Origin of the sequence: Streptomyces sp. NPDC002138 (assembly GCF_040296485.1) — a bacterium.
Lineage (GTDB): Bacteria > Actinomycetota > Actinomycetes > Streptomycetales > Streptomycetaceae > Streptomyces.
The window spans coordinates 203,864-222,444 of the sequence record NZ_JBEOXE010000002.1; the positions used below are offsets into that span (position 1 = coordinate 203,864).

The 18,581-nt window shown below is 73.5% G+C and carries 15 protein-coding genes and 1 pseudogene; 10 read left to right on the plus strand and 6 right to left on the minus strand.

Going from position 1 to position 18,581, the window contains the following annotated elements:
- The first annotated feature begins 91 nt into the window (after positions 1 to 91).
- Positions 92 to 1,774 (plus strand): DUF6119 family protein, encoded by a 1,683-nt coding sequence (locus ABT084_RS02020; protein WP_351037705.1) that lies wholly within the window; start codon positions 92 to 94, stop codon positions 1,772 to 1,774.
- A 76-nt stretch (positions 1,775 to 1,850) separates the two neighbouring features.
- Here ABT084_RS02020 and ABT084_RS02025 read toward each other — a convergent pair.
- Both ABT084_RS02025 and ABT084_RS02030 read right to left on the minus strand, forming a co-directional pair.
- A pseudogene (locus ABT084_RS02025) lies at positions 1,851 to 3,517 on the minus strand (SWIM zinc finger family protein).
- Positions 3,518 to 4,129: 612 nt separating this feature from the next.
- A complete protein-coding gene (locus tag ABT084_RS02030) occupies positions 4,130 to 6,634 on the minus strand; it encodes a helicase-associated domain-containing protein (protein ID WP_351037706.1) in 2,505 nt (834 codons plus the stop codon).
- Positions 6,635 to 6,772: 138 nt separating this feature from the next.
- Here ABT084_RS02030 and ABT084_RS02035 point away from each other — a divergent pair, with 138 nt between their 5' ends.
- The 4 genes from ABT084_RS02035 (at position 6,773) to ABT084_RS02050 (ending at position 9,359) form a co-directional block, all read left to right on the plus strand.
- Positions 6,773 to 6,997 (plus strand): NAD(P)-dependent oxidoreductase, encoded by a 225-nt coding sequence (locus ABT084_RS02035; protein ID WP_351037707.1) that lies wholly within the window; start codon positions 6,773 to 6,775, stop codon positions 6,995 to 6,997.
- Between the two features lie 271 nt (positions 6,998 to 7,268).
- A complete protein-coding gene (locus tag ABT084_RS02040; protein ID WP_351037708.1) occupies positions 7,269 to 7,604 on the plus strand; it encodes a zinc-ribbon domain-containing protein in 336 nt (111 codons plus the stop codon).
- A gap of 280 nt (positions 7,605 to 7,884) precedes the next feature.
- Positions 7,885 to 8,883 carry an XdhC family protein gene (locus ABT084_RS02045; RefSeq protein WP_351037709.1) on the plus strand — a complete coding sequence of 333 codons (999 nt, stop codon included), beginning with the start codon at positions 7,885 to 7,887 and terminating at the stop codon, positions 8,881 to 8,883.
- A 92-nt stretch (positions 8,884 to 8,975) separates the two neighbouring features.
- The gene (locus tag ABT084_RS02050; protein ID WP_351037710.1) at positions 8,976 to 9,359 is read left to right on the plus strand and encodes a DUF6479 family protein; all 384 of its coding nucleotides are present in this window, start codon (positions 8,976 to 8,978) and stop codon (positions 9,357 to 9,359) included.
- A gap of 96 nt (positions 9,360 to 9,455) precedes the next feature.
- Here ABT084_RS02050 and ku read toward each other — a convergent pair whose 3' ends face one another.
- A complete protein-coding gene (gene ku / locus ABT084_RS02055; protein WP_351037711.1) occupies positions 9,456 to 10,604 on the minus strand; it encodes a non-homologous end joining protein Ku in 1,149 nt (382 codons plus the stop codon).
- 31 nt (positions 10,605 to 10,635) lie between these two features.
- Between ku and ligD the strand changes: the two genes are divergently transcribed.
- Together ligD and ABT084_RS02065 are read left to right on the plus strand one after the other, a co-directional pair.
- A complete protein-coding gene (ligD, locus tag ABT084_RS02060; protein ID WP_351037712.1) occupies positions 10,636 to 11,559 on the plus strand; it encodes a non-homologous end-joining DNA ligase in 924 nt (307 codons plus the stop codon).
- A complete protein-coding gene (locus ABT084_RS02065; RefSeq protein WP_502968811.1) occupies positions 11,556 to 12,611 on the plus strand; it encodes an ATP-dependent DNA ligase in 1,056 nt (351 codons plus the stop codon). Before ligD ends, ABT084_RS02065 begins: the two co-directional genes overlap by 4 nt.
- A gap of 30 nt (positions 12,612 to 12,641) precedes the next feature.
- Here ABT084_RS02065 and ABT084_RS02070 read toward each other — a convergent pair whose 3' ends face one another.
- Positions 12,642 to 13,460 carry a nuclease-related domain-containing protein gene (locus ABT084_RS02070; RefSeq protein ID WP_351037713.1) on the minus strand — a complete coding sequence of 273 codons (819 nt, stop codon included), beginning with the start codon at positions 13,458 to 13,460 and terminating at the stop codon, positions 12,642 to 12,644.
- A gap of 184 nt (positions 13,461 to 13,644) precedes the next feature.
- Here ABT084_RS02070 and ABT084_RS02075 point away from each other — a divergent pair, with 184 nt between their 5' ends.
- From ABT084_RS02075 to ABT084_RS02085, 3 genes are all read left to right on the plus strand, one after another.
- Positions 13,645 to 14,319, plus strand: coding sequence for a hypothetical protein (locus tag ABT084_RS02075; RefSeq protein ID WP_351037714.1), 675 nt, complete (start codon positions 13,645 to 13,647; stop codon positions 14,317 to 14,319).
- A gap of 350 nt (positions 14,320 to 14,669) precedes the next feature.
- Positions 14,670 to 15,482, plus strand: a complete 813-nt coding sequence (locus tag ABT084_RS02080) for a hypothetical protein (protein ID WP_351037715.1) — start codon at positions 14,670 to 14,672, stop codon at positions 15,480 to 15,482.
- Positions 15,479 to 16,831 (plus strand): histidine kinase dimerization/phospho-acceptor domain-containing protein, encoded by a 1,353-nt coding sequence (locus tag ABT084_RS02085; protein WP_351037716.1) that lies wholly within the window; start codon positions 15,479 to 15,481, stop codon positions 16,829 to 16,831. The genes ABT084_RS02080 and ABT084_RS02085 overlap by 4 nt, the downstream gene beginning before the upstream one ends.
- Before the next feature lie 707 nt (positions 16,832 to 17,538).
- On the opposite strand, the gene ABT084_RS02090 is transcribed toward ABT084_RS02085, so the two are convergent.
- A complete protein-coding gene (locus tag ABT084_RS02090) occupies positions 17,539 to 17,814 on the minus strand; it encodes a DUF8847 domain-containing protein (RefSeq protein ID WP_351037717.1) in 276 nt (91 codons plus the stop codon).
- Between the two features lie 10 nt (positions 17,815 to 17,824).
- A complete protein-coding gene (locus ABT084_RS02095) occupies positions 17,825 to 18,562 on the minus strand; it encodes a TetR/AcrR family transcriptional regulator (protein ID WP_351037718.1) in 738 nt (245 codons plus the stop codon).
- Between the last annotated feature and the right edge of the window lie 19 nt (positions 18,563 to 18,581).

Genomic DNA, 18,581 nt, shown 5'->3' on the forward strand with positions numbered 1-18,581 from the left:
TGGACGGCGATACATGTTTGACAGTGCTTTCATTGGTGCATCTACTTGATGTCGTTAGCGTCAGGCTCACCTCACCGCTCCGGGAGTCCTCATGCCGTTCGGCTCGACCCTCACCCCGCGCCCCACCGCCCCCAAGACCCGGCGCAGCACCCTCTACCTGCTTCGGGACACGGGCACGTCCCCCGCGGACCTGCGCGCCGCGCTCAACGCCAGATACGAACGCGATCACTCCTTCGTCGCCGAGGACGTGACCGCCGGGGATACCCCGGCGCTCCTGTGCCACGGGGTGATCGGGCTCCACCGGCCGCCCGACTGGACCTCGGCCGTGCACACCCTCACGGGGCGGAAGCCGTCCGTGGAGAACCGCACATCGGCGTGCGCCCTGCTGCTCCCCGTCGCCGACGATGTCTTCGCCCTCACCTTCGGCATGGGGCACCTCTTGCTCGACCAGAGCAGGATTTCCCCCGGTTTCGGCTTCGACTTCGTCCTGCGCGCCGCGCAGCCGGACGCCATCCGCCAGGTCACGCACAGCCTGATGGACGCCAGAGGCCGCACGGACCGAAGCTCGGCCGCCCAGGGTCAGCACATCCGCGCGTTCCCCATCGAGGAGTACGGAGAGGTGGTGAGCCAGCTGGTCGGGACTCTGAGCTCGACGGAACTCATGATCGGGAAGCACAGCCGGCGAACGGCTCAGGTCGCCGGCACGGACTCCCTGAAGATCCATCTCGGTGCGCGACCCGAGGACCTGGTGCACGACCTCACCGAGATCCGGGAGATCCTCGCTCGCCGCTCTCCCGCGCCGGAGTTCGAGGCCATCGCCCGCGTTCGGCCACTCAAGAGCGCGGACCCGCGACGCGGCGTCCTGGAGGCCCGTCTCGACGACCTGCTGGGCTCCTCGGTGGACACCGGCTCCCTGGCTCTGGCCGTCCCTGCGACCTGCCTCGACCAGGAGGATGCCGCGCTCTCCTACCAGGTGAAGGTCGGGTCCGTCCGCCGTCTGATTCCCTCCCCCGGCATCGACGACATTCTGGAGCTGCTCGACGGCATTCCGCCCGGCAGCCGCCTGGAGGCCCTGTCAGCGGGCTACATACAGATGCACCGAGATGTGGAGGGCGCCGACCCTGTGAGTGCCCAGGTGAAGGCCAGCAAGTGGATCACGGCCGAGATCCCGCTCGGCTCAAGCCGCTACTTCCACCACGAGGGGCGCTGGTTCGAGATCGGGGACCAGTACCTGGAGGGCCTCCGGAGCGAGGTCGATACCCTCCTCACCGCGCCGACGACCTGTCCGCTGCCGGCCTGGACGAGCGACCTGACAACAGAGGAGGAGTACAACCTGGAGGCAGCGAAGCACGGTTACCTCTGCCTGGACCGTCAGCTGATCCGGACCGCCCAGCATCCGCACGGTTTCGAGGCCGCGGACCTGCTCGGCCAGGACGGGACCCTGATCCACGTCAAGAGGGCCGCTTCCTCGGCGCCGCTCAGCCACCTCTTCGCCCAGGGCAGGATCTCCGCCGACGCCCTGCGCTACGACGCGGAGGCGCGCGCCGAGTTCACCCGGCGGGTGCGGGAACGGCAGCCAGGGCGCGCCGTAGGCGAGGACTTCACCCCGAGGAAGGTCGTCTACGCCATCTCCCTCAAGAGCGGCAAGGCCCTGACGACGGAGAACCTGTTCACGTTCGCCCAGGTGTCACTGCTCCAGGCCGTCCGTGCCCTGCGCGCGCAGGGCACGGACGTGGCAGTTGTCGGCATTCCGTCCCCGGACAGCAGCGACTGAGCCACCTCCGCAGAACCGTTCGCAGCCGGGATCAAGCCCGGCCCGGCCCCATTCGAACGGGACGGGACGTGACGGATCACAGCCCGTGTTCCTCCATCAGACGCATCAGATTCCGCTTGCGTTTCTGGGCGGCGCGCAGATCCTCTACGTATGCGGTGAAGTCGTCCGGCGTGCCGAGGCGGTGGTGGCAGTCGCGGATGCCCAGAAGCAAGCGGACGAGGTTTTCGTAGGCGTGGTTGCCGGTCTCGCCTGCGAGTCGGGCGGCCAAGCGGAGGTAGACGCGCAGGGCTTCGGCCGGGCGGGTCGGGCGGGAGTGGTCGGCGAGGCTGACCCACTGACCGTCATGCGTGCCGAATTCGTCGGCTGCCTGCCAGGCGGCGTCAATGTCCTTGTCATCGAGGAGTACATCGACGAGTACGGGGTCACCCTGCGCCCTCGCCCGCTCGGCATCGGCGTGCAACAGGGTCAGGGCCTGCTCGCGCTCGAGCGGCCAGCATGCGGCGGCCTGAGAGGTGGCGCGGAGCTGCTGGTAGCCGAGCAGGGTGCGGCAGGCGGCGAAGTGCTCACGGCGCAGGGCGACGGCGTCGGCCAGCCGGTTCGTTCGACTGTAGCGGTCGGTGAGGTGGTCGACGAGTGCGGTGTCGACAGTGGCGAGGTTTTCGGTCTCGCGGATGCCGCGCTCGGCCCATTCCAAGGCTTCGGCGCTACGGCTGGCGGTGTCGAGCTCACGGGCGATGAGGAGGTGGGTGTGGCCGTTCGGTGCGAGGTCGGCAGCATGCACGGCGACCACCGTGTCGATGTCCCGCCCGGACTTCGCAAGGCGCTGCATCAGTTGTTTCTCGGCCCAGCCGGTGCGGTTGGCCTGCCACGCGTCGACCGCATACCGCCGCAGGGCGGCCATTCCGTTCTCCCCGAGGACATCCTCATAGTCAAGGGGGTCGATGTCGGCCAGGTCTGCCGCGTCGTCAATCACGTGGGTGACCAGCCAGTGCGCCAGTTCGTCAGGGTCGGGGCGGGCTGCGCGGCAGGCGTCGTGATGGGCGTCGGCCAGAGCGGCGCCGATCTCTCCGAGCACACCGTCGGAGTCGTCGACGCTCTCGACCACCCCGGCCAGCATTCCGATCGCCTCCCGGGACAGGGCCACCGCGTCGTCCGCCTGTCCAGAGCCAGTCAGTGACCGTATCGCGTGGACCGCCCGCCCGGCCTGGTCGGCGTAGGCGCGGGCGTCGGCGTACTCGACGTGTCCGTACTGGGCGAACGGTCCGCTGTCGAGCAGGTCACGGATGCGGGCGCAGACTTCGGCCAGATCTCCGCGGGCGCTCGCCGCCCTCAGTTCCAGGCGGCCCCGCAGCCTCCGGTCCTCCATCATCTCTTCTCGCACGAGAGCGAGCAGGTCATCCCGCGAGAGGCCGACCAGCCAGGCGTCGAGGCCCCGCGCCCTGGCCCGTGCCGACTCGCGCCATCGGAGGAGGTCCGGCGCCCGGCCGATCACGGTCAGGCCGAGTGCAACCAGATGCTTGCAGAAATTGCCTTCTTGCCGTACGGGCAGCCACACGTGCCCGCCGGTTTTCCGCGCCCGTCCTGGAGCAACTCCACCTCGTACCGCTCCGTGCCGCGTACCGAGGCCCTGATCCAGCCGTCGCCGACCTCGACACCGGACACCGCGCCGACATGGGCGAGCCCACGCTCGAACGATCGCTCTCCAGCCAGCGCCCTCAGCTTGGCTTCAGTAAGACCGCCCACAGCTCCCTGCGCTCCGATCCGGCTCGGCCTCCACCCGCTACTCCTCACATTATCGGCCGCTTGGTCACACGACTCCGGCGATCAGAACGGCACCCATGAGGCGATGTCTCGAACAAGTCCAGAACCTCGCCATCCCCGCCCCGTCGCACTGGAACCTCAACACACAGCAGCAGGCGCGAAATGCCACCCAAATGGCGCATTTCATTTTCGTGGGACAAGCGTGGGACGACGAGCCTGATCATTCGTCAGATATGCGCCGGACCTGGGAAGACACGCGAGTTCGGTACGGCCTCCGGAGCCGTGTGCGCAGGTTCGAATCCTGCCGGGGGCACTTCGCAAGGAGTGCCAAATAAGCCCCTGACCCGCAGAAATGCGGGTCAGGGGCTTATTTGTTCATGTCAGAGGACGCACGGCCCATGCTCTTCAGACCGCGCAGGTCGTGATTCCGCCCGCTGTCGGTCCACTTCCGGCGGTGTCCCGCCCGGCACACGCCTTGCCGCAGTGTCGGACGGTGACATACAGATGCGCCGGGACGACGGGGGGCCGGCCCCGTGAGCGCCCTCCCGGCGGTTCGGTCGTCACTGACGGACAGTCACACCCCCGTGCGTACAACTACCCCTTGGCAGCAACCACCTTGGCGCCCGAGGTGAGGGTGGCGGCCAGCACGCGGGCGCTCGCGGGGGCGCCGCGAGCCGGGTCACCATACGCGGCGTGCGCCTGGTCCAGGGTGGGCACGAGGCACGGTGCGCGGTCGGTGGGGGCGCGGTCCAGGAGCGTGGTGCCGGTTTCGGCCTCCTGGGTGGGGGCGTAGCCGGCCGTGCGGAGGGCTGACAGTGTCTCCTCCGGCGGGGCTGTGGAGATCAGGACCGTGGGGGCGATGCGGCGCAGGCGGAGTTTGGTCAGGCCGCGGGCCTGGGCCACCTCGGCGATCAGGGCGGTGTCGTCGGAGCGGATGCAGCAGGCCGAGCGGACGACGCGCAGCCGTCCGTGGGTGCGGGCGGTGTCCTTGACCGTGTAGGTCAGTGGTTGGGGGAGGGGGGTGTCGCGCTCGCTTGCCGCCGCGAGGCCGTCGAGGAGTTCGTCCGCGCTCCAGCCGGCGTCCAGGGCCCGGCGGATGGAGGTTGCCGTGATGCGCCAGACCACCGCGTGGCCCTCGGACTCGATGTCCCCGACCGCGGAGAGCAGGTCGGCGAGGGCGGGCGCGGGCGCACCGGTGACGGTGGCCGTCAGGTCGCTCTGGAACCGGGCCGTGTCGCTGGGCTCGGGCAGCGCTGCGTACAGATCCTCGCGGAGGGTGGTCACCGCCTTCGCCAGGGCGGGGCGCAGGGAGAGGTCTTCGCCCAGGCCCGCCTCGCCGCGGGCGGACGGGTCCGTGTCCGCGCCGGGTACGGCCGGGTAGTGGTGGGCGGCTCCCGCCTCCAGCAGGCGGCACAGGGACCGGCCGACGGGGGTGAGCGCGCCGTGGGCGACCACGCCGAGCAGGGCCGCCTCGGTCAGGGTGGCCGCCATGCGGTCGAGCACTCCGTCCAGGCCGGTCAGCTCCCCGCCGGCGTCCGCGGCCAGGTGTCCGCGCAAGGCGGGCTGGAACCAGGCGGCCAGGGCGAGGAGTTCGGTGAAGCCCCGCGCGTTCCCGGTCAACCCGTGTCCGTCGGGGAGGACGGCGAGCGCTCGCAGGACCCCGGTGCGCAGGGTCACGGCGTCCTCGTCCTGCGGGCTGATGAGTGCGACCGGGGTCTCGTCGGGGTCCGGCCAGTGGCTGAGAACAGCGGGGACCACGGCCCAGGCGGCCAGCAGAGGCAGCAGCTTGCCCGCCGCGGGGGCGGCCGCCCAGGCGTCGTAGCGGTCGCTCGGCAGCAGCCGGGCGGAGGGCTTGGGGGCCTTGGAGTTCCGGCGGCCCCGGGGAGCCAGGGCCGGTTCGTCGTTCCGGGGCGCGGCCAGGCCGGCGTTCACCGCGAGGTCCAGCCACAGCCTGGTGTCGGCCTCATCGGCCCCGGCCGCCTTGGCCAGCCGCCTGGTGTCCCGTACGGCGATCCCGCCCGCCTTGCGGATCGCGACGGGCTCGGCGGCCAGCGCCCGCAGGACCAGCTCGGCCCGCCAGGCGGCCGCCGCGGCGGCCGTGCCGCCCTCGCCCTCCCAGCCGGACGGCAGCGGCGCGGTGGCGGTGGCCGTGAACTGCGCGGGTTCCAGACGGGGGTTGGGTGCCGAGCTCCCCTCGCGGAGCGCACGGGCGACCTCGTAGGGAAGTTCCGCCAGGTCGGGGCCGGAGGGGATCAGGAGTCCGCGCTCGGCCAGCCAGTCGGTGCCCTCGTCACCGCTGCCGCCCTCCCGGAAGACGTACTTGGTGTCCGGTCCCGCGTACTGCGACCCGTACCGGCCGACGAAGCAGTGGGTTCGCAGCAGCGGCGGGCCGGGTACCAGGTGGTCCAGCAGCTCCAGCGCCCGGACCGGGGCGTCCGCCACCAGTGCCCGCACCCGGGCGGGATCGGCGAGCAGAGCGGTGATCAGCTCCTGGGCCTGGTCGCGGGTTCGGCCCGCGCCCTCGCCGAAGAGGTTTGCGGCGACCCGCTTGATCTCTGGGGCGTTGTAGGCGGTGGTCAGCAGCCGGTCGGCCCTGCGCCCGTAACCGTCGAACCCGGCGGCGCGGACGTGCAGCAGTGGTGGGACCGCCAGTTGGCCCTTGGGCGCGGGGAGCAACAGCGCGCGCTCCCGCAGCCGGGTGAGGGCGTGTTCCGCCCGCTGCCGCTTCTCCCCCGGCTCGAACCAGGACAGTACGTCCCGCTCGGGCACCCATCGGTCCGCGGGTTCCACCGGGGGAACGGGCTTCCGCTGTTGCCAGGGATACCGGGGGCCGTCCTCGGCCTCGCCACCGGCTACGGGGCCATGCCGCTCCAGGGCGAGGGCGGCGATGGAAGCGAGCAATTCCAGTTCTCCGGCGGTGCCCGCCGCCAGCCCCTGGCCAACCGACTCGTCGGTGAGCAGGTATTCGGCGAGCTCGCGGAAGGTGGTGATCCGTCGGTACCCGGCGGCGAGCGGCAGATCCCGCTCCTCCAGCAACGCGGTCAGCCGCTGAGGGTCCAGGGTCCCCAGCCATTTCCCAAGGGCGGTACGCGCATTCACCCGGCCAGGCTAGCGCCGTCCGGCCACCCCGCGGGAGGGAACCGGACCCGTCACCTCGCCGCCGCGCAGACGGGCTTCGACGTCCGGAAGATTCGAAGATTCTGAGAATGCAGCCGATGGCCCCGTCCCGCGGCATCCATGCGCGACCCTGCGCATCCGCTCGCGGCGGCCGCCGTCGACACCTTCGAGCACGAGCACGCCACCTTCGTCTCTCCGCTCTTCGGCCTGCCGAATGCCCTGCTCACCCCGCATGTCGCCGGGATGACCGGACGCGCCATGGCCACCGCGGCCATCCGCTGCGCGGACCACATCGCGGCTCTGCTCGCCCACCGCCCGGGCGGCGTGCCCGTGGTGACCATGTGAGAACCACCGCCTGTGTCCAGAGGCCCGCCGCCCCACGCTTCGGCCGACCGGCCGACCGGCCGACCGGCCGACCGCCCGTCCGCCTCCGCCGCTGCCCTGCGCCCCTGCGCCCCTGTCCGCCGCGGCATCGAAGTGCCGAGGTCAGGGGGCTGTCCGCAGGGCGGGTCGGGTCGCTGAGCGGCCTTGGGGGTCGCCTGGGAAACTGGGAGGGAGGATCCCGGTCAGCGTCTCCCGCCCGGCGGTGGGTGCTGAGTCCAGGAGGGCCGATCTCATGATCATTTTTGGCACCAAGCTCTACGTGTACCAGCTCGCGATACTCACACTGACGTGCCGTCACTGCGGCAACGTCGCCGCTCACATGCTCACGAAGCACGTCAGCAAGTTCACGCTGTTCTTCGTGCCGCTGTTCCCCTTCTCCAAAACGTATGCGACGCAGTGCACGTTCTGCGGCATGGAGCAGGTGGTGCCCCAGCAGTGGGCCGAGGAGTCGCAGGCACAGGCCGCGGCCGCAGCGGCGGCCGCACCCGGAGAAGCTCCCCACTACGGGGCGTACGGACAGCCTCAGCAGCCGCAACCTCAGCATCCGTACCAGCAGCCTGGCGCCTGATCGATCGCCGTGGGGCGCTCCGTTCGCCCTGAGGGTCCGCCAGGCTCGCCCGGCGCTTTCGGCGATGGCGCCGTCCGCGTGGCATGAGAGCTGCCGCGCGAGAGGCCCCGGCGTCGTGATCGTCTTTCCGGCGGGACGTACGAGTCGGGTGGGCCGAGGATCGGCGGATTTGCGGGTTGGGGTGGGCGGGTGCGGTGCCTAGGCTTGAGAAAAGGCTGCATTGTGCCGCTGACCTGGCGCTTTGTGGATCGGGAGTCTTTCGGCGATCGAGGTGGCACGGATGCGTGAGCTGGCGGAGACGGCGCGGCAATGGATCTCGGAAGGGCGGCCCGGGTTCCTGGCGCGCCCCATCACCGAGCAGGGTTTCGGCCCCCGGGACGCCGGTGGGGCGGTGCTCGTCGATCCGCGCGGGGAGTGCGTGGGGGCCCTGTACCGGGGGGTGTTCGACGCCGAGCTGGTCGCGGAGGCCGGGTCCGTCGCGGCCGGGGACAGCGCCCGGGTCTGCGAGGTGTCCGTGCGCGGGGCCGAGGCCGTCGAGGCGCGGCTGACCTGTGGCGGGCAGGCGGAGATCCTGCTCCAGCCGCTCGCGGCGATGCCGTCCGCGTGGTGGGACCTGCTGGCCCAGGGGGCCGGGGTGGCGCTGGTGACGCGCCTCAACGACGCCGCCGACCAGGCCGTGAGCGAGGTCGTACGGGCGCTCGACGCCCCCGCCACCGATGCGGAGCGGCGGGCGGCCGAGCTGCTGGGTACGCACCGGGCCGGCCGGGACGCGCTGTACGGGGAGTCGGGGCTGGTGCTGGTCGAGGCGTACCCCTCCGCCCCCTGCCTGGTGATCGGCGGCGGCGGTGAGCTGGCCCGCGTCATCGAGCGGCAGGCCCGGCTGCTGGACTGGGACGCCGTCCTGGTCGCCGACTCCACCGAGGCGGCCAAGGTGCTGGACGCGCGCCGGGAGGGCGCGTGCCTGGTGATGCTCAGCCACGAGCCCGACTTCGACGTCCCGACGCTGCGGGGCGCGCTCGCGAGCGGGATTCCGTACGTCGGCGCGCTCGGCTCCCGCAAGACGCAGGCGCGGCGGCGCGAGAGCCTGCTGGCGGACGGGGTGAGCGAGGCGCAGCTGGCCCGGGTGCACGGCCCGATCGGGCTGGACCTGGGGGCGCGTACGCCCGCCGAGACGGCGCTCGCGATCTGCGCCGAGATCCTGGGCGTCCTGGGCTCGCGGGGCAGTGCGGCGCGGGGGACGGGCGCGCTGCGGGACACGGAGGGGCCCATCAACGGCTGAGGCGGCCTGCCCCTGCCCCCTCCGCGTCCCGTTTGTCATGTTTATAGGGATTTTAGGGCGTATCCAGACCGAAGCGCGGGTACTTCTTGTGCATGGAAACGACCCTGAGCGATATCGCGTGGTTCCTGGTCGTCGGGATTGCCGTGGCCGGATTCCTGATCGGCGCCTTCTGGTTGGGCAAGCGGGTCCGGGCACAGGAACCCGCACCACCCACTCCCGAGAGCCAGCCGCACCTGCCGGACGGCGGGGCGGTGTACGAGCTGCTCGAGGAGCGGGAGCCGGTCGAGATCCCCGAGGGCGGGCTACGGCCGCACGAAATGCAGGGGTACGGAAACTTCGGCTCGACCACATCCAGCCACCCGGACGAGGACCAGGCGGCGCGTGACGCCCCGTACACGACCTGGCACCGCCCGGTCCCCCCGGCCAAGCCACCGACGGGCGGTGACATGACGGGCGGTGGCATCCGGCCGGTGTGAGGCCTGGCGCGAGCGTGCAAGTGTCGCGAGCGTGCGGGTGTGCGGTCCGGGACGGGCCGCACACCCGCACGCCCACGTCATGTCACGTTCTTCCATTCAAGCCGACGTGCGTTTGCGCGGGGTGGGCTTCTTCGACGCCGCGGTCTTCTTCGCGGACGCGGCGGTCGTCTTCGCCGCGGTCGTCTTCTTGGTCGCCGCCGTCGCCGCCGTCGCCGCCGTCGCCGTCTTCGCCGTCTTCGCCGCCGACTTCGCGGTGGTTTTCGCCGTCGTCTTCGCGGCCGTCTGGGCGGCGGCCTTCTTCGTCGCCGCCGTCGACTTCTTGCCGGTGGCGGCCTTGGGGGCCGCGGTCGTCTTCGGGGCGGCCCTGCGCGCCGCCTTCGGGCGGATCGGGGTCACCTCGGCCACCTCGGCCGCCTCCCCCCGCTCCTCCCCCCGCGCCTCCTCGTCCGCCGCCGCTTCACCGCGCGAGGCCTTGGCCGCCCGTACGCTCTTCTCCAGGGCGGCCATCAGGTCGATGACCTGCGCACTCCCGCTCGGAGCCGGCGCCTCCGGCGCGGCCTGGCCCTCGCCCGACTCCGACTTCGCGGCGAGCATCGCCTCCACCGCCGTGCGGTAGTCGTCGTGCAGCGACGCCACTTCCACGTCGCCCAGGGTCGCCATCAGCGCGTCCGCCAGGTCCAGTTCCGCCTCGCGGACCGTCACCTCGGTTTCCGGGGCCACGCCCTCCGGCGCGCGGATCTCGTCCGGCCAGAGCAGTCCGTGCATGGCGATGACGTCGTCGACCACGCGCAGCATCCCGAGCCGCTCCCGCCCGCGCAGGGCGAACTTGGCGATCGCGACCCGGTCGCTGCGCTTGAGCGCCTCGCGGAGCAGGGTGTACGGCTTGGCGGCCGGGATGCCGTTCGCCGCGAGGTAGTACGCGGCGTCCATCTGGAGCGGATCGATCTCGGAGGCGGGGACGAAGGTCACGATCTCGATCGTCTTGGCCGTGGGCAGCGGCAGCGCCGACAGGTCCTCGTCCGTGATCGGGATGACCGATCCGTCCGCCTCCTCGTAGCCCTTCCCGATCTCCGCGGCGCTGACCTCCTCGCCGTCCAGTTCGCACACCTTGCGGTAGCGGATGCGGCCGCCGTCGGCGGTGTGGATCTGGCGGAAGGAGATCGAGTGGTTCTCGGTGGCGTTCACGAGTTTGATCGGGATGCTGACCAGGCCGAAGGAAATGGCCCCGTTCCAGATGGATCGCACGGTTCCTCCTGATTCATGGCAGTCTCATCGTATGACGCCGATCACCATCGTGGAGGGGCGTCGCCTCGCGCTCAGCAACCTGGACAAGGTCATCTATCCGGGGAGCGGCTTCACCAAGGGCGAGGTGCTGCACTACTACGCCACCGTCTCCAGTGCGCTGCTGCCCCACGTCCACGACCGGCCGGTCTCCTTCCTGCGCTATCCGGACGGGCCGGAGGGCCAGCGTTTCTTCACGAAGAATCCGCCGCCCGGCACGCCCGGCTGGGTGAAGACCGTGCGGGTGCCCCGGTCCGAGGACCAGCTCGCGGAGCAGGTCGTGGTGGCCGACCTGGCGACACTGATGTGGGCCGCGAACCTGGTCGTGGAATTCCACGTTCCGCAGTGGACCGCGGGGCGCCCCGCGGTGGCGGACCGGCTGGTCTTCGACCTCGATCCCGGGGATCCGGCGAGCGTGGTGGAGTGCTGCGCGGTCGCGCTGTGGCTGCGGGAGCGGCTGGCGGCGGACGGGCTGGAGACGTACGCGAAGACCTCGGGGTCGAAGGGGATGCATCTGTTGGTGCCGCTGGAGCCGACCCCGTCCGAGCGGGTGTCGGCGTACGCGAAGACGCTCGCGCAGGAGGCGGAGAGCGAGCTTCCGGAGCTGGTGGTGCACCGGATGGCGAAGGCGCTGCGGCCCGGGAAGGTGTTCGTGGACCACAGCCAGAACGCCGCCGCCAAGACCACCGCCGCGCCGTACACCCTGCGGGCGCGGGCGTCGGCGGCGGTGTCCGCGCCGGTGGCGTGGGCGGAGGTGGCGGGCTGCCTCGACGGGGGCGGACCCGCCGCGCTGGTGTTCCTCGCCGACGACGTGGTGGCCCGCCTCGCCCGGGACGGGGACCTGTTCGCGCCACTGACCGACCCGGGGCGGGCCGGGGCGCTGCCGCGCGGGGGCGCCCGTACGGCGGGTGCGTCGTGATCCGGGTCGCGCTGGCCGCCGCCGTGCGGGAGCTGCCGCGGGCGGCGGGGCTGGCGTACGAGCCGAAGTTCGACGGGCACCGGCTGGTGATCCGGCGCACCGGCGAGGGCGTGGTGCTGCAGGCCCGGTCGGGGCGAGTGGTGACGAGCGCGTTCCCCGATCTGGTCGCCGCGGCGCGGCAGTTGCCCGCCGGAACCACGCTCGACGGGGAGGTGGTGGTGTGGCACGCGGGGCGTACGGACTTCGCGCTCGTCCAGCGGCGGGCCGCGGCGACGGCCGCCCGGGCGGCGATCCTGGCCCGGACCCTGCCGGCGTCGTACGCGGCCTTCGACGTCCTGGAGCTGGCCGGGCTGGACCTGCGGGCACGGCCCTACGAGCGGCGGCGGGCGCTGCTCGTCGATCTGCTGCTGCCGCTGGGGCCGCCGCTCCAGCCGGTGCCGATGACGACGGACGCGGGGCTGGCGGCGACCTGGTACGAGACCCTGCCGGCCAGCGGGATCGAGGGCCTGGTGATCAAGCGGCTGGGCCAGTCCTACCCGACGGGCCGGCGCGGCTGGCAGAAGCTCCGGCACACGGACACGCGGGACGCGGCGGTGATCGGTTACACGGGGACGGCGGCGCGGCCGCTGGCGCTGGTGCTGGTCCTGTCGGGGGACGGGGACGGTGGCGCCCTGGCCGAGGGCGGCGCGGCGGTGGGGGCCGGGGTGGCCCCGGACCAGGAAGGGGACCCGGCCACGGAAGCCGACGCGAACGCCGACGGGGACGCCGACCCGGACGCCGACGCGGACACCGACCCGGACGCCGACCCGGACGCGCCGCTGGTGTCGAGCCCGCTGGGCGTCGCGGTACGGGCGGAGGTGGCCGCGGCGCTGGCCATGGCCCCGGGCCCGGCCGACGCCGACCGGGCGGCCCCGGGAAGCGGGACGGTCACGGCGATCGGGCTCGGCGAGATCGCGTACCGCCCGGTGGACCCCCCGCTGACGGCCGAGGTCCGCTGCGCATCCGGCCGCCACCCACCCCCGGAGGTCCTCCGCCTGCGCCCCCCGTGGTGACCCCGCGACGGCCGGTCCCCCGCGCGACCGCTACACCTGGGTCCACGTGTGGCGGTTGCGGGCTGTGGTGAAGAGGGCTTCGACGTCCGAGGGTTTGAGGGTGGCCGGGGCGCGGGTGAGGCGGGTCGTGGCCGTGCCCGGTTCGAGGAGTTCGACGTCGCGCAGGGTCGGGACCGCGTCCAGGCGGCTCGCCTCGACCACCGCCAGCGCCGGGGTGACCGCCGTGACCAGCGCGTGCGTGGCGCGCTCGGCGGCCCGGCGGGCCCAGCGGACGTCCGGCCGGGGCTCAGCGCGGCCGACGGTGACCAGCAGGTCGCCGACGTGGACCCGCTGACGGCGGCCCGGGACGGTGCGCACGCACCACACCCCGCCCGGCCCGATCAGCAGGTGGTCGATCCGCCCCGCGCCGGGCAGCGGTACGGCGTGCAGCGCGCGCCAGCCCGCGCCCTCCAGGGCGTCCAGCTCGGCCCCCACCCGCTCCTGGGCGAGCAGTTCGGGGCGCATCCGGTGCCGCGTACGGGCCCCCGCGGTCCCGTGTTCCAGCTCGCCCAGCAGCGCTTCGCCGGGGCGGTTCGGGGCCAGGTCGTCGTCCGGGTGCAGGGACAGCCGGGCCAGGTCCGCCGCGCTGGGGACGGGCGCCGGGCCCACCGTCCAGGCACCGGTCAGGTACGGACGTAACACCGCCAGCGCCGCCTCGCGGTGCCGGGCCGAGAGCACGCTGACCCGGCCGGCGGCTCTGTCGTACCAGGCGACGCTGCGCCCGTCGGGCAGATTCACCCACAGCCGGCCACGGTCGGGCAGCACCTTGAGTCCGAGCCCGAGGCCGTGTTCCCGCTCACGCTCACGCATCTCCCTCACCCCCGCCGTCCATGGGAACAGGCCCGGCCGCGCGCGGCAATCCCCCGGTTGTGTAACGACTCCGCCGGGACCCTGCTGCCTCGCTGTTACAAAGCCACCGCCGAACTGCAACGGCCGCCGCCTACGTTGATGCGACCTGGACACGCCAGGCTCCGACCAGCACCGAAGGATTCCCGTGAGCACCGTCCGCCGCACCATCGTTCGCGCCGCCGCCGTGACCGCCTGCGCCGGAAGCCTGCTGGCGCTGCCCGCTGCCGCCGCCCTCGCCGACGGGCTGCCCGCCGCGGCCTCCGCGCAGACCGCCGGGCCGCACCGGACCCTGGTCAAGAGCGTGACGCTGGCGGACGGCGTGTCCACCGCGCGGGTCTACCGGGTCGCCGAGGGCTCGTACCAGGCCGACATCCTGCGCGGCGGCGCGAAGGTCTCCTCGCTGACCAGCCACGCCGGCACTCCGGGCTACGGCCGCACGGACGGGCTGCACCTGGCGCTCCAGCCCGACGGGCGCATCTCCTCCTGGTCCGCCGACCGCAGCGGGGTCGTACCGGCCGCGCTGTCCTCCGGCGCCGACGGCCACAAGACCGCCGTCCGGGCCGGCGCCGACGAGAGGGGCGCGGCGGCGGACGCGGCCGCTGACGGGGCACTCGCCACCGCCCCGGACGCCTACACCCACACCGGCACCCGCACCGACACCGAAGCCCGCACCGACAGCACCGTCGCGCTGCGCCTCGGCACGCTGACCGGCGCCCCCGACGACGGCGTCCTGCTCATCGCCGCGGGCGGCGGGATGGCCGCCGTCGGCGCGGCCGGGCTCGGCTTCGCGATGCTGCGGCGCGGGCGCACCGAGGCCTGACCGGTCCACCGCCGGACCGGGCCCGCCGGCCGCCGGACCGGGCCCGCGCCGCCTGCCGCGCCCGCCCGCCGGGCCCGCGGCCCGGGTCCGCGGGCCCGGGTCCGCGGGCCCGGGTCCGCGGGCCCGGGTCCGCGGGTCGGACGTCCGCGCAAAAAGGGCGTACCTCTGCATAAGGTTGACGGGACAGGTCAAGACCAGGTTCAGTCAGCGCACGCGGCCCTCGGCCCGCGTCGCACGCACCGCACCGCGCAGGGGACAGGAGGACGCAGGGGTCTGTGAAGACGTTCCGTACGCGCGCCCGCGCCCTGCCCCGCATGCGCCCCCGTACCCATACCCGTACCCGTGCCCGGATGCGTAGCGGTACGCGTACCCGTACCGCGCCCCGCGCCCGGCTCCTCCGGCTGCTCGGCGTGGCCCTGCTGCTGGCGGCGGCCCCGGTGGTCGCGGGCTGTGACAACACGGGTGGTCTGGCCAACGCCGGGGCGACCCCCACCGCGAACGGTCCCGTGCACCTGTGGCCCGAGCGCAAGGGCGCGACCGTGCCGCCCGCCGATCCCGGCGGGGCCCCGCCCGAGTACGTCAAGGGCATCCCGCCGGTCAAGGACCAGAACGTGCACGGCGTGGACCCGGTCGCGCTGATCCAGGCCGAGGTCAGGAACCACAAGGGCGCCGTCGTCGGGCCCGACGGGATGCCCGCCGCGACGGCGGCCGCGATCCTGGCGTGCCCGACCGGACCGCAGCCGACCGGCCCGCAGCCGACCGAGTCCGGCGCCGTGAAGTCGGCGAAGTGCCCGGTGCTCACGCCGTACTACCGCGATCTGACCGGCAACGACCGGGACGAGCTGATCATCGGCTTCGAGCTGCCGGACCACCAGATGTCGGTCCGGGTCTACACCGCCGACCCGGACGGCCGCCTCAACCGGATCATGGCCACGACCGATTCCGTGATCAGCGTCGAGCTGGCGGGGCGGGACGTGGTGCTGCACGTGCCGAGCGCCAACCCCGGCTACGAGCTGAACACCGCCTGGTCCTGGGACGAGAAGCAGCGGACCATGCTGCCGACCCGGGAGCAGATCATCCGGGTGCCGCAGCGGCCCGGCGGCGCCGCGAGCCCCCAGCCGCTGCGGCCCCGGCGCTCGCCCGGGGGCGGCGGCGCCTCGTGACCGGCGGGCGCGGGTCCGTACGCGGAGCAGGGGCGGCGCGCGGCGCGTGGCGGCTGCCCGCCTGGACCGCCACCCTGACGTGGAAGTCGGCGTGCTTCATCGTGGTGATGTGCTGCTCGCTGGCGGCTGTGCTCGGCGCGCTCGTGCATGTCGCCGTGACCCGGCAGACGGTCGCCACGGCGCGCGAGAAGGCGCTCGGCAAGCTGCACGACGCGTCGCGGTCCTACGAGGCCGGCGAGAGCCTGCCGCCGGAGTCCGGCATCGACCCGGCGGGGCTGCCGTCCTCGCTGCGCGCGCTGGCGGTGTCCGGCCACCGGGGCACGATCGTCGCCGACCGGCGCGGCCGCCCGGTGATGTGGGCGGCGGCGCCCGCGGACGGCCGGGCCCTGGCGACCTCCGTCGACTACGGCCAGAGCGCGCGCACGATCAGCGGCCTGGACCAGGCCATCATGGGCTCCTCGGTGCTGGCCATCGGGGGCACGCTGCTGGTCGGCGCCTTCGCGGTCACCCGGGTCACCCGCAGGCTGCACCAGACGGCGACCGTGGCCCGCCGGATCACCCAGGGGGACCTGGACGCCCGGGTCGGGGACGCCCGTACGAAGGATCCCGCGCGGCGCCAGGACGAGGTGGCGACGGTCGCGGCGGCGCTCGACACGATGGCCGGGAGCCTGCAGTCGAAGCTGCTGAGCGAGCAGCGGTTCACGGCGGACGTGGCGCACGAGCTGCGCACCCCGCTGACCGGGCTGCAGGCGGCCTCGGAGCTGCTGCCGGAGGGGCGTCCGACGCAGCTGGTGCAGGAACGGGTGCGGACGATGCGCCAGCTCACCGAGGACCTGCTGGAGATCTCCCGGCTGGACTCGGGCAGCGAGCAGGTCGAGACGGACCTGCACCGGCTGGCGGCGGTGGCGGAGCGGGCGGTACGGGCCTCGGGGACGGCGACGGAGGTCGTGGTCGTCCGCGATCTGTACGTCGAGACGGACCGGCGGCGTCTGGAGCGGGTGCTGGGGAATCTGATCGCGAACGCGCACAAGCACGGGCGGGCGCCGGTGGTGCTGACGGTGGACGGCCCGGTGGTGACGGTACGGGACCACGGGGACGGGTATCCGGAGTACCTGGTGGCGCACGGGCCGCAGCGGTTCCGTTCCGGGGCGGGCGGGGGTGGTGGCGTCGGGGGTGGCGGGGCCGGGGCCAAGGGGCACGGTCTGGGGCTGACGATCGCCGTCGGGCAGGCGGAGGTGCTGGGGGCGGGGCTGGTGTTCCGCAACGCGGGGGTGGAGGAGGGGGGCGGGGGTGCGGTGGCGGTGCTGACGCTGCCGATGCCGGTGCCGGGTTCCACGCCCACCCCCTGACCCGGGACTCCGCCCCCACGCACCCCGCGCCTCAATCGTCGGCGGGGCCGGGTCGGCCTCCGGCCCCACCGGCGCGGCCTGCGCAAGGCCCCCCTGGCCTCCGGCGGCGCCTCAAACGCCGGCGGGGCTGGGGGTGCCGGGAGTCGTTCGGCGCTACCGGGGCAGCGGGCCTCGCCAAGGCGGCATGCGCAGCAGCCCCCTCGGCCCCGCCGAGTTCGCCTCCGGCGGCGCCTCAAACGCCGGCGAGGCTGAAAGTGCCGAGGCGGCGCTCGGCGCTACCGGGGCGGCGGGCCTCGCCAGGGCGGCACGCGCAGGAACCCCCTCGCCTCCGGCGGCGCCTCAAACGCCGGCGAGGCTGAAAGTGCCGAGGGTCGTTCGGCGCTGCCGGGGCGGCAGCTGCCGCGGCTGGAGGCGGCGAGGCGCCCCACCCCAGCCCCGCCGGCGATTGAGGCGCCCCCGGAGGGCACACCGCGCCGCGGCCACAGTCCACACACCCGCCCCGGTGGCAGGGCTGAAGGTGCCGGGGCGCCCCACCCCAGCCCCGCCGGCGATTGAGGCGCCCCCGGAGGGCGCACCGCGCCGCGGCCGCAGTCCCGGCGGCCCCCGGCGACACGCCCGGCCACGACGCGCGGGGGCCGCTCAGCCCCGGCCCCGTAAGGGCGTCGGTCAAGGACGCGGGCGCGGGCACGGCCGCAGGGCGGGGAGGGTCACGCCGTCGGGCGGGGTGGTTTTGTCCAGGGCCAGCGGAGCTTCGGTTTCGTGCCCGACGGCTCGTGCGCGTACTTCCAGCCCTTCTGCAGGTGCAGGCGCTTGGAGTAGCCCGCCGGGACCCGCTGGTAGAGCAGGACCGTCGGCGGGCCGCCCGCCGCGTCCGGGACCGGGATCTCGTACCACTTCGGCGGATGGCCGGTCGGGCCGAGCAGGATCGGCAGGACTCGGCCGTCCATCGGGCCGCCCTCGAAGGGGGTCGGTTCGCTTCTCACCCTTCCAGTGTCACAGCAGGTGGGCGGCCTCGGAGACCACAGGGATCACCCGCCGGGCCAGCACGCCCACCGGGCCGTCCGCCGATTCCGTGGCCAGCGCGGCCCGCGCCGCGGCGGCCGTCTCCGGGTCGGTGGCGGCCGTGGCGGTCAGCAGGGCGATGAACTGGTCAACCAGCCAGTCCCGCAGCTCCGCGACAGGCGGCTGCTTGCCCTCGTCCAGCCAGATCAGCGAGGCCGCCTCGACCGCCGTGATCCAGGTGCGGACCATCATCCGCAGCCGGGGTCCCGGTTCCGGGACGTTCAGGTGGAAGAGGATCTGGTGCGCCGCGGTGCGGCGGATGCCGTCCACGGTGGCCGTGGTCCGGGAGGTCTCCACCACACTGCCGCCCTGGAGCAGCGCGCTGAACCCGGCGTCGTGCTCGTCGACGAAGGCGAGGTAGCGGTCCAGGGCCCGGGAGAGCCGCTGGGTCAGCGGTCCCGCCTGCGCTTCGGCGAAGCACAGGCCGAGGACGTCGGCCGCGGAGCGCAGGGCGGCTTCGTACAACTGCTGCTTGCCGCCGGGGAAGTACCGGTAGACCAGCGGGCGCGAGACCCCGGCGGCCTCGGCGACGTCGTCGAGCGAGATGTCCTCCGGGGCCCGGTGCGCGAACAGCGACAGGGCCGCCTCGATGATCTGCGCCCGCCGTTCCTCGACGCTCAGGCGGCGGTAGGCACGCGGCGCCGGGGCCGCCGGCGGGGTCCGGGTCATGTCCGCAGGGTAACCCCCT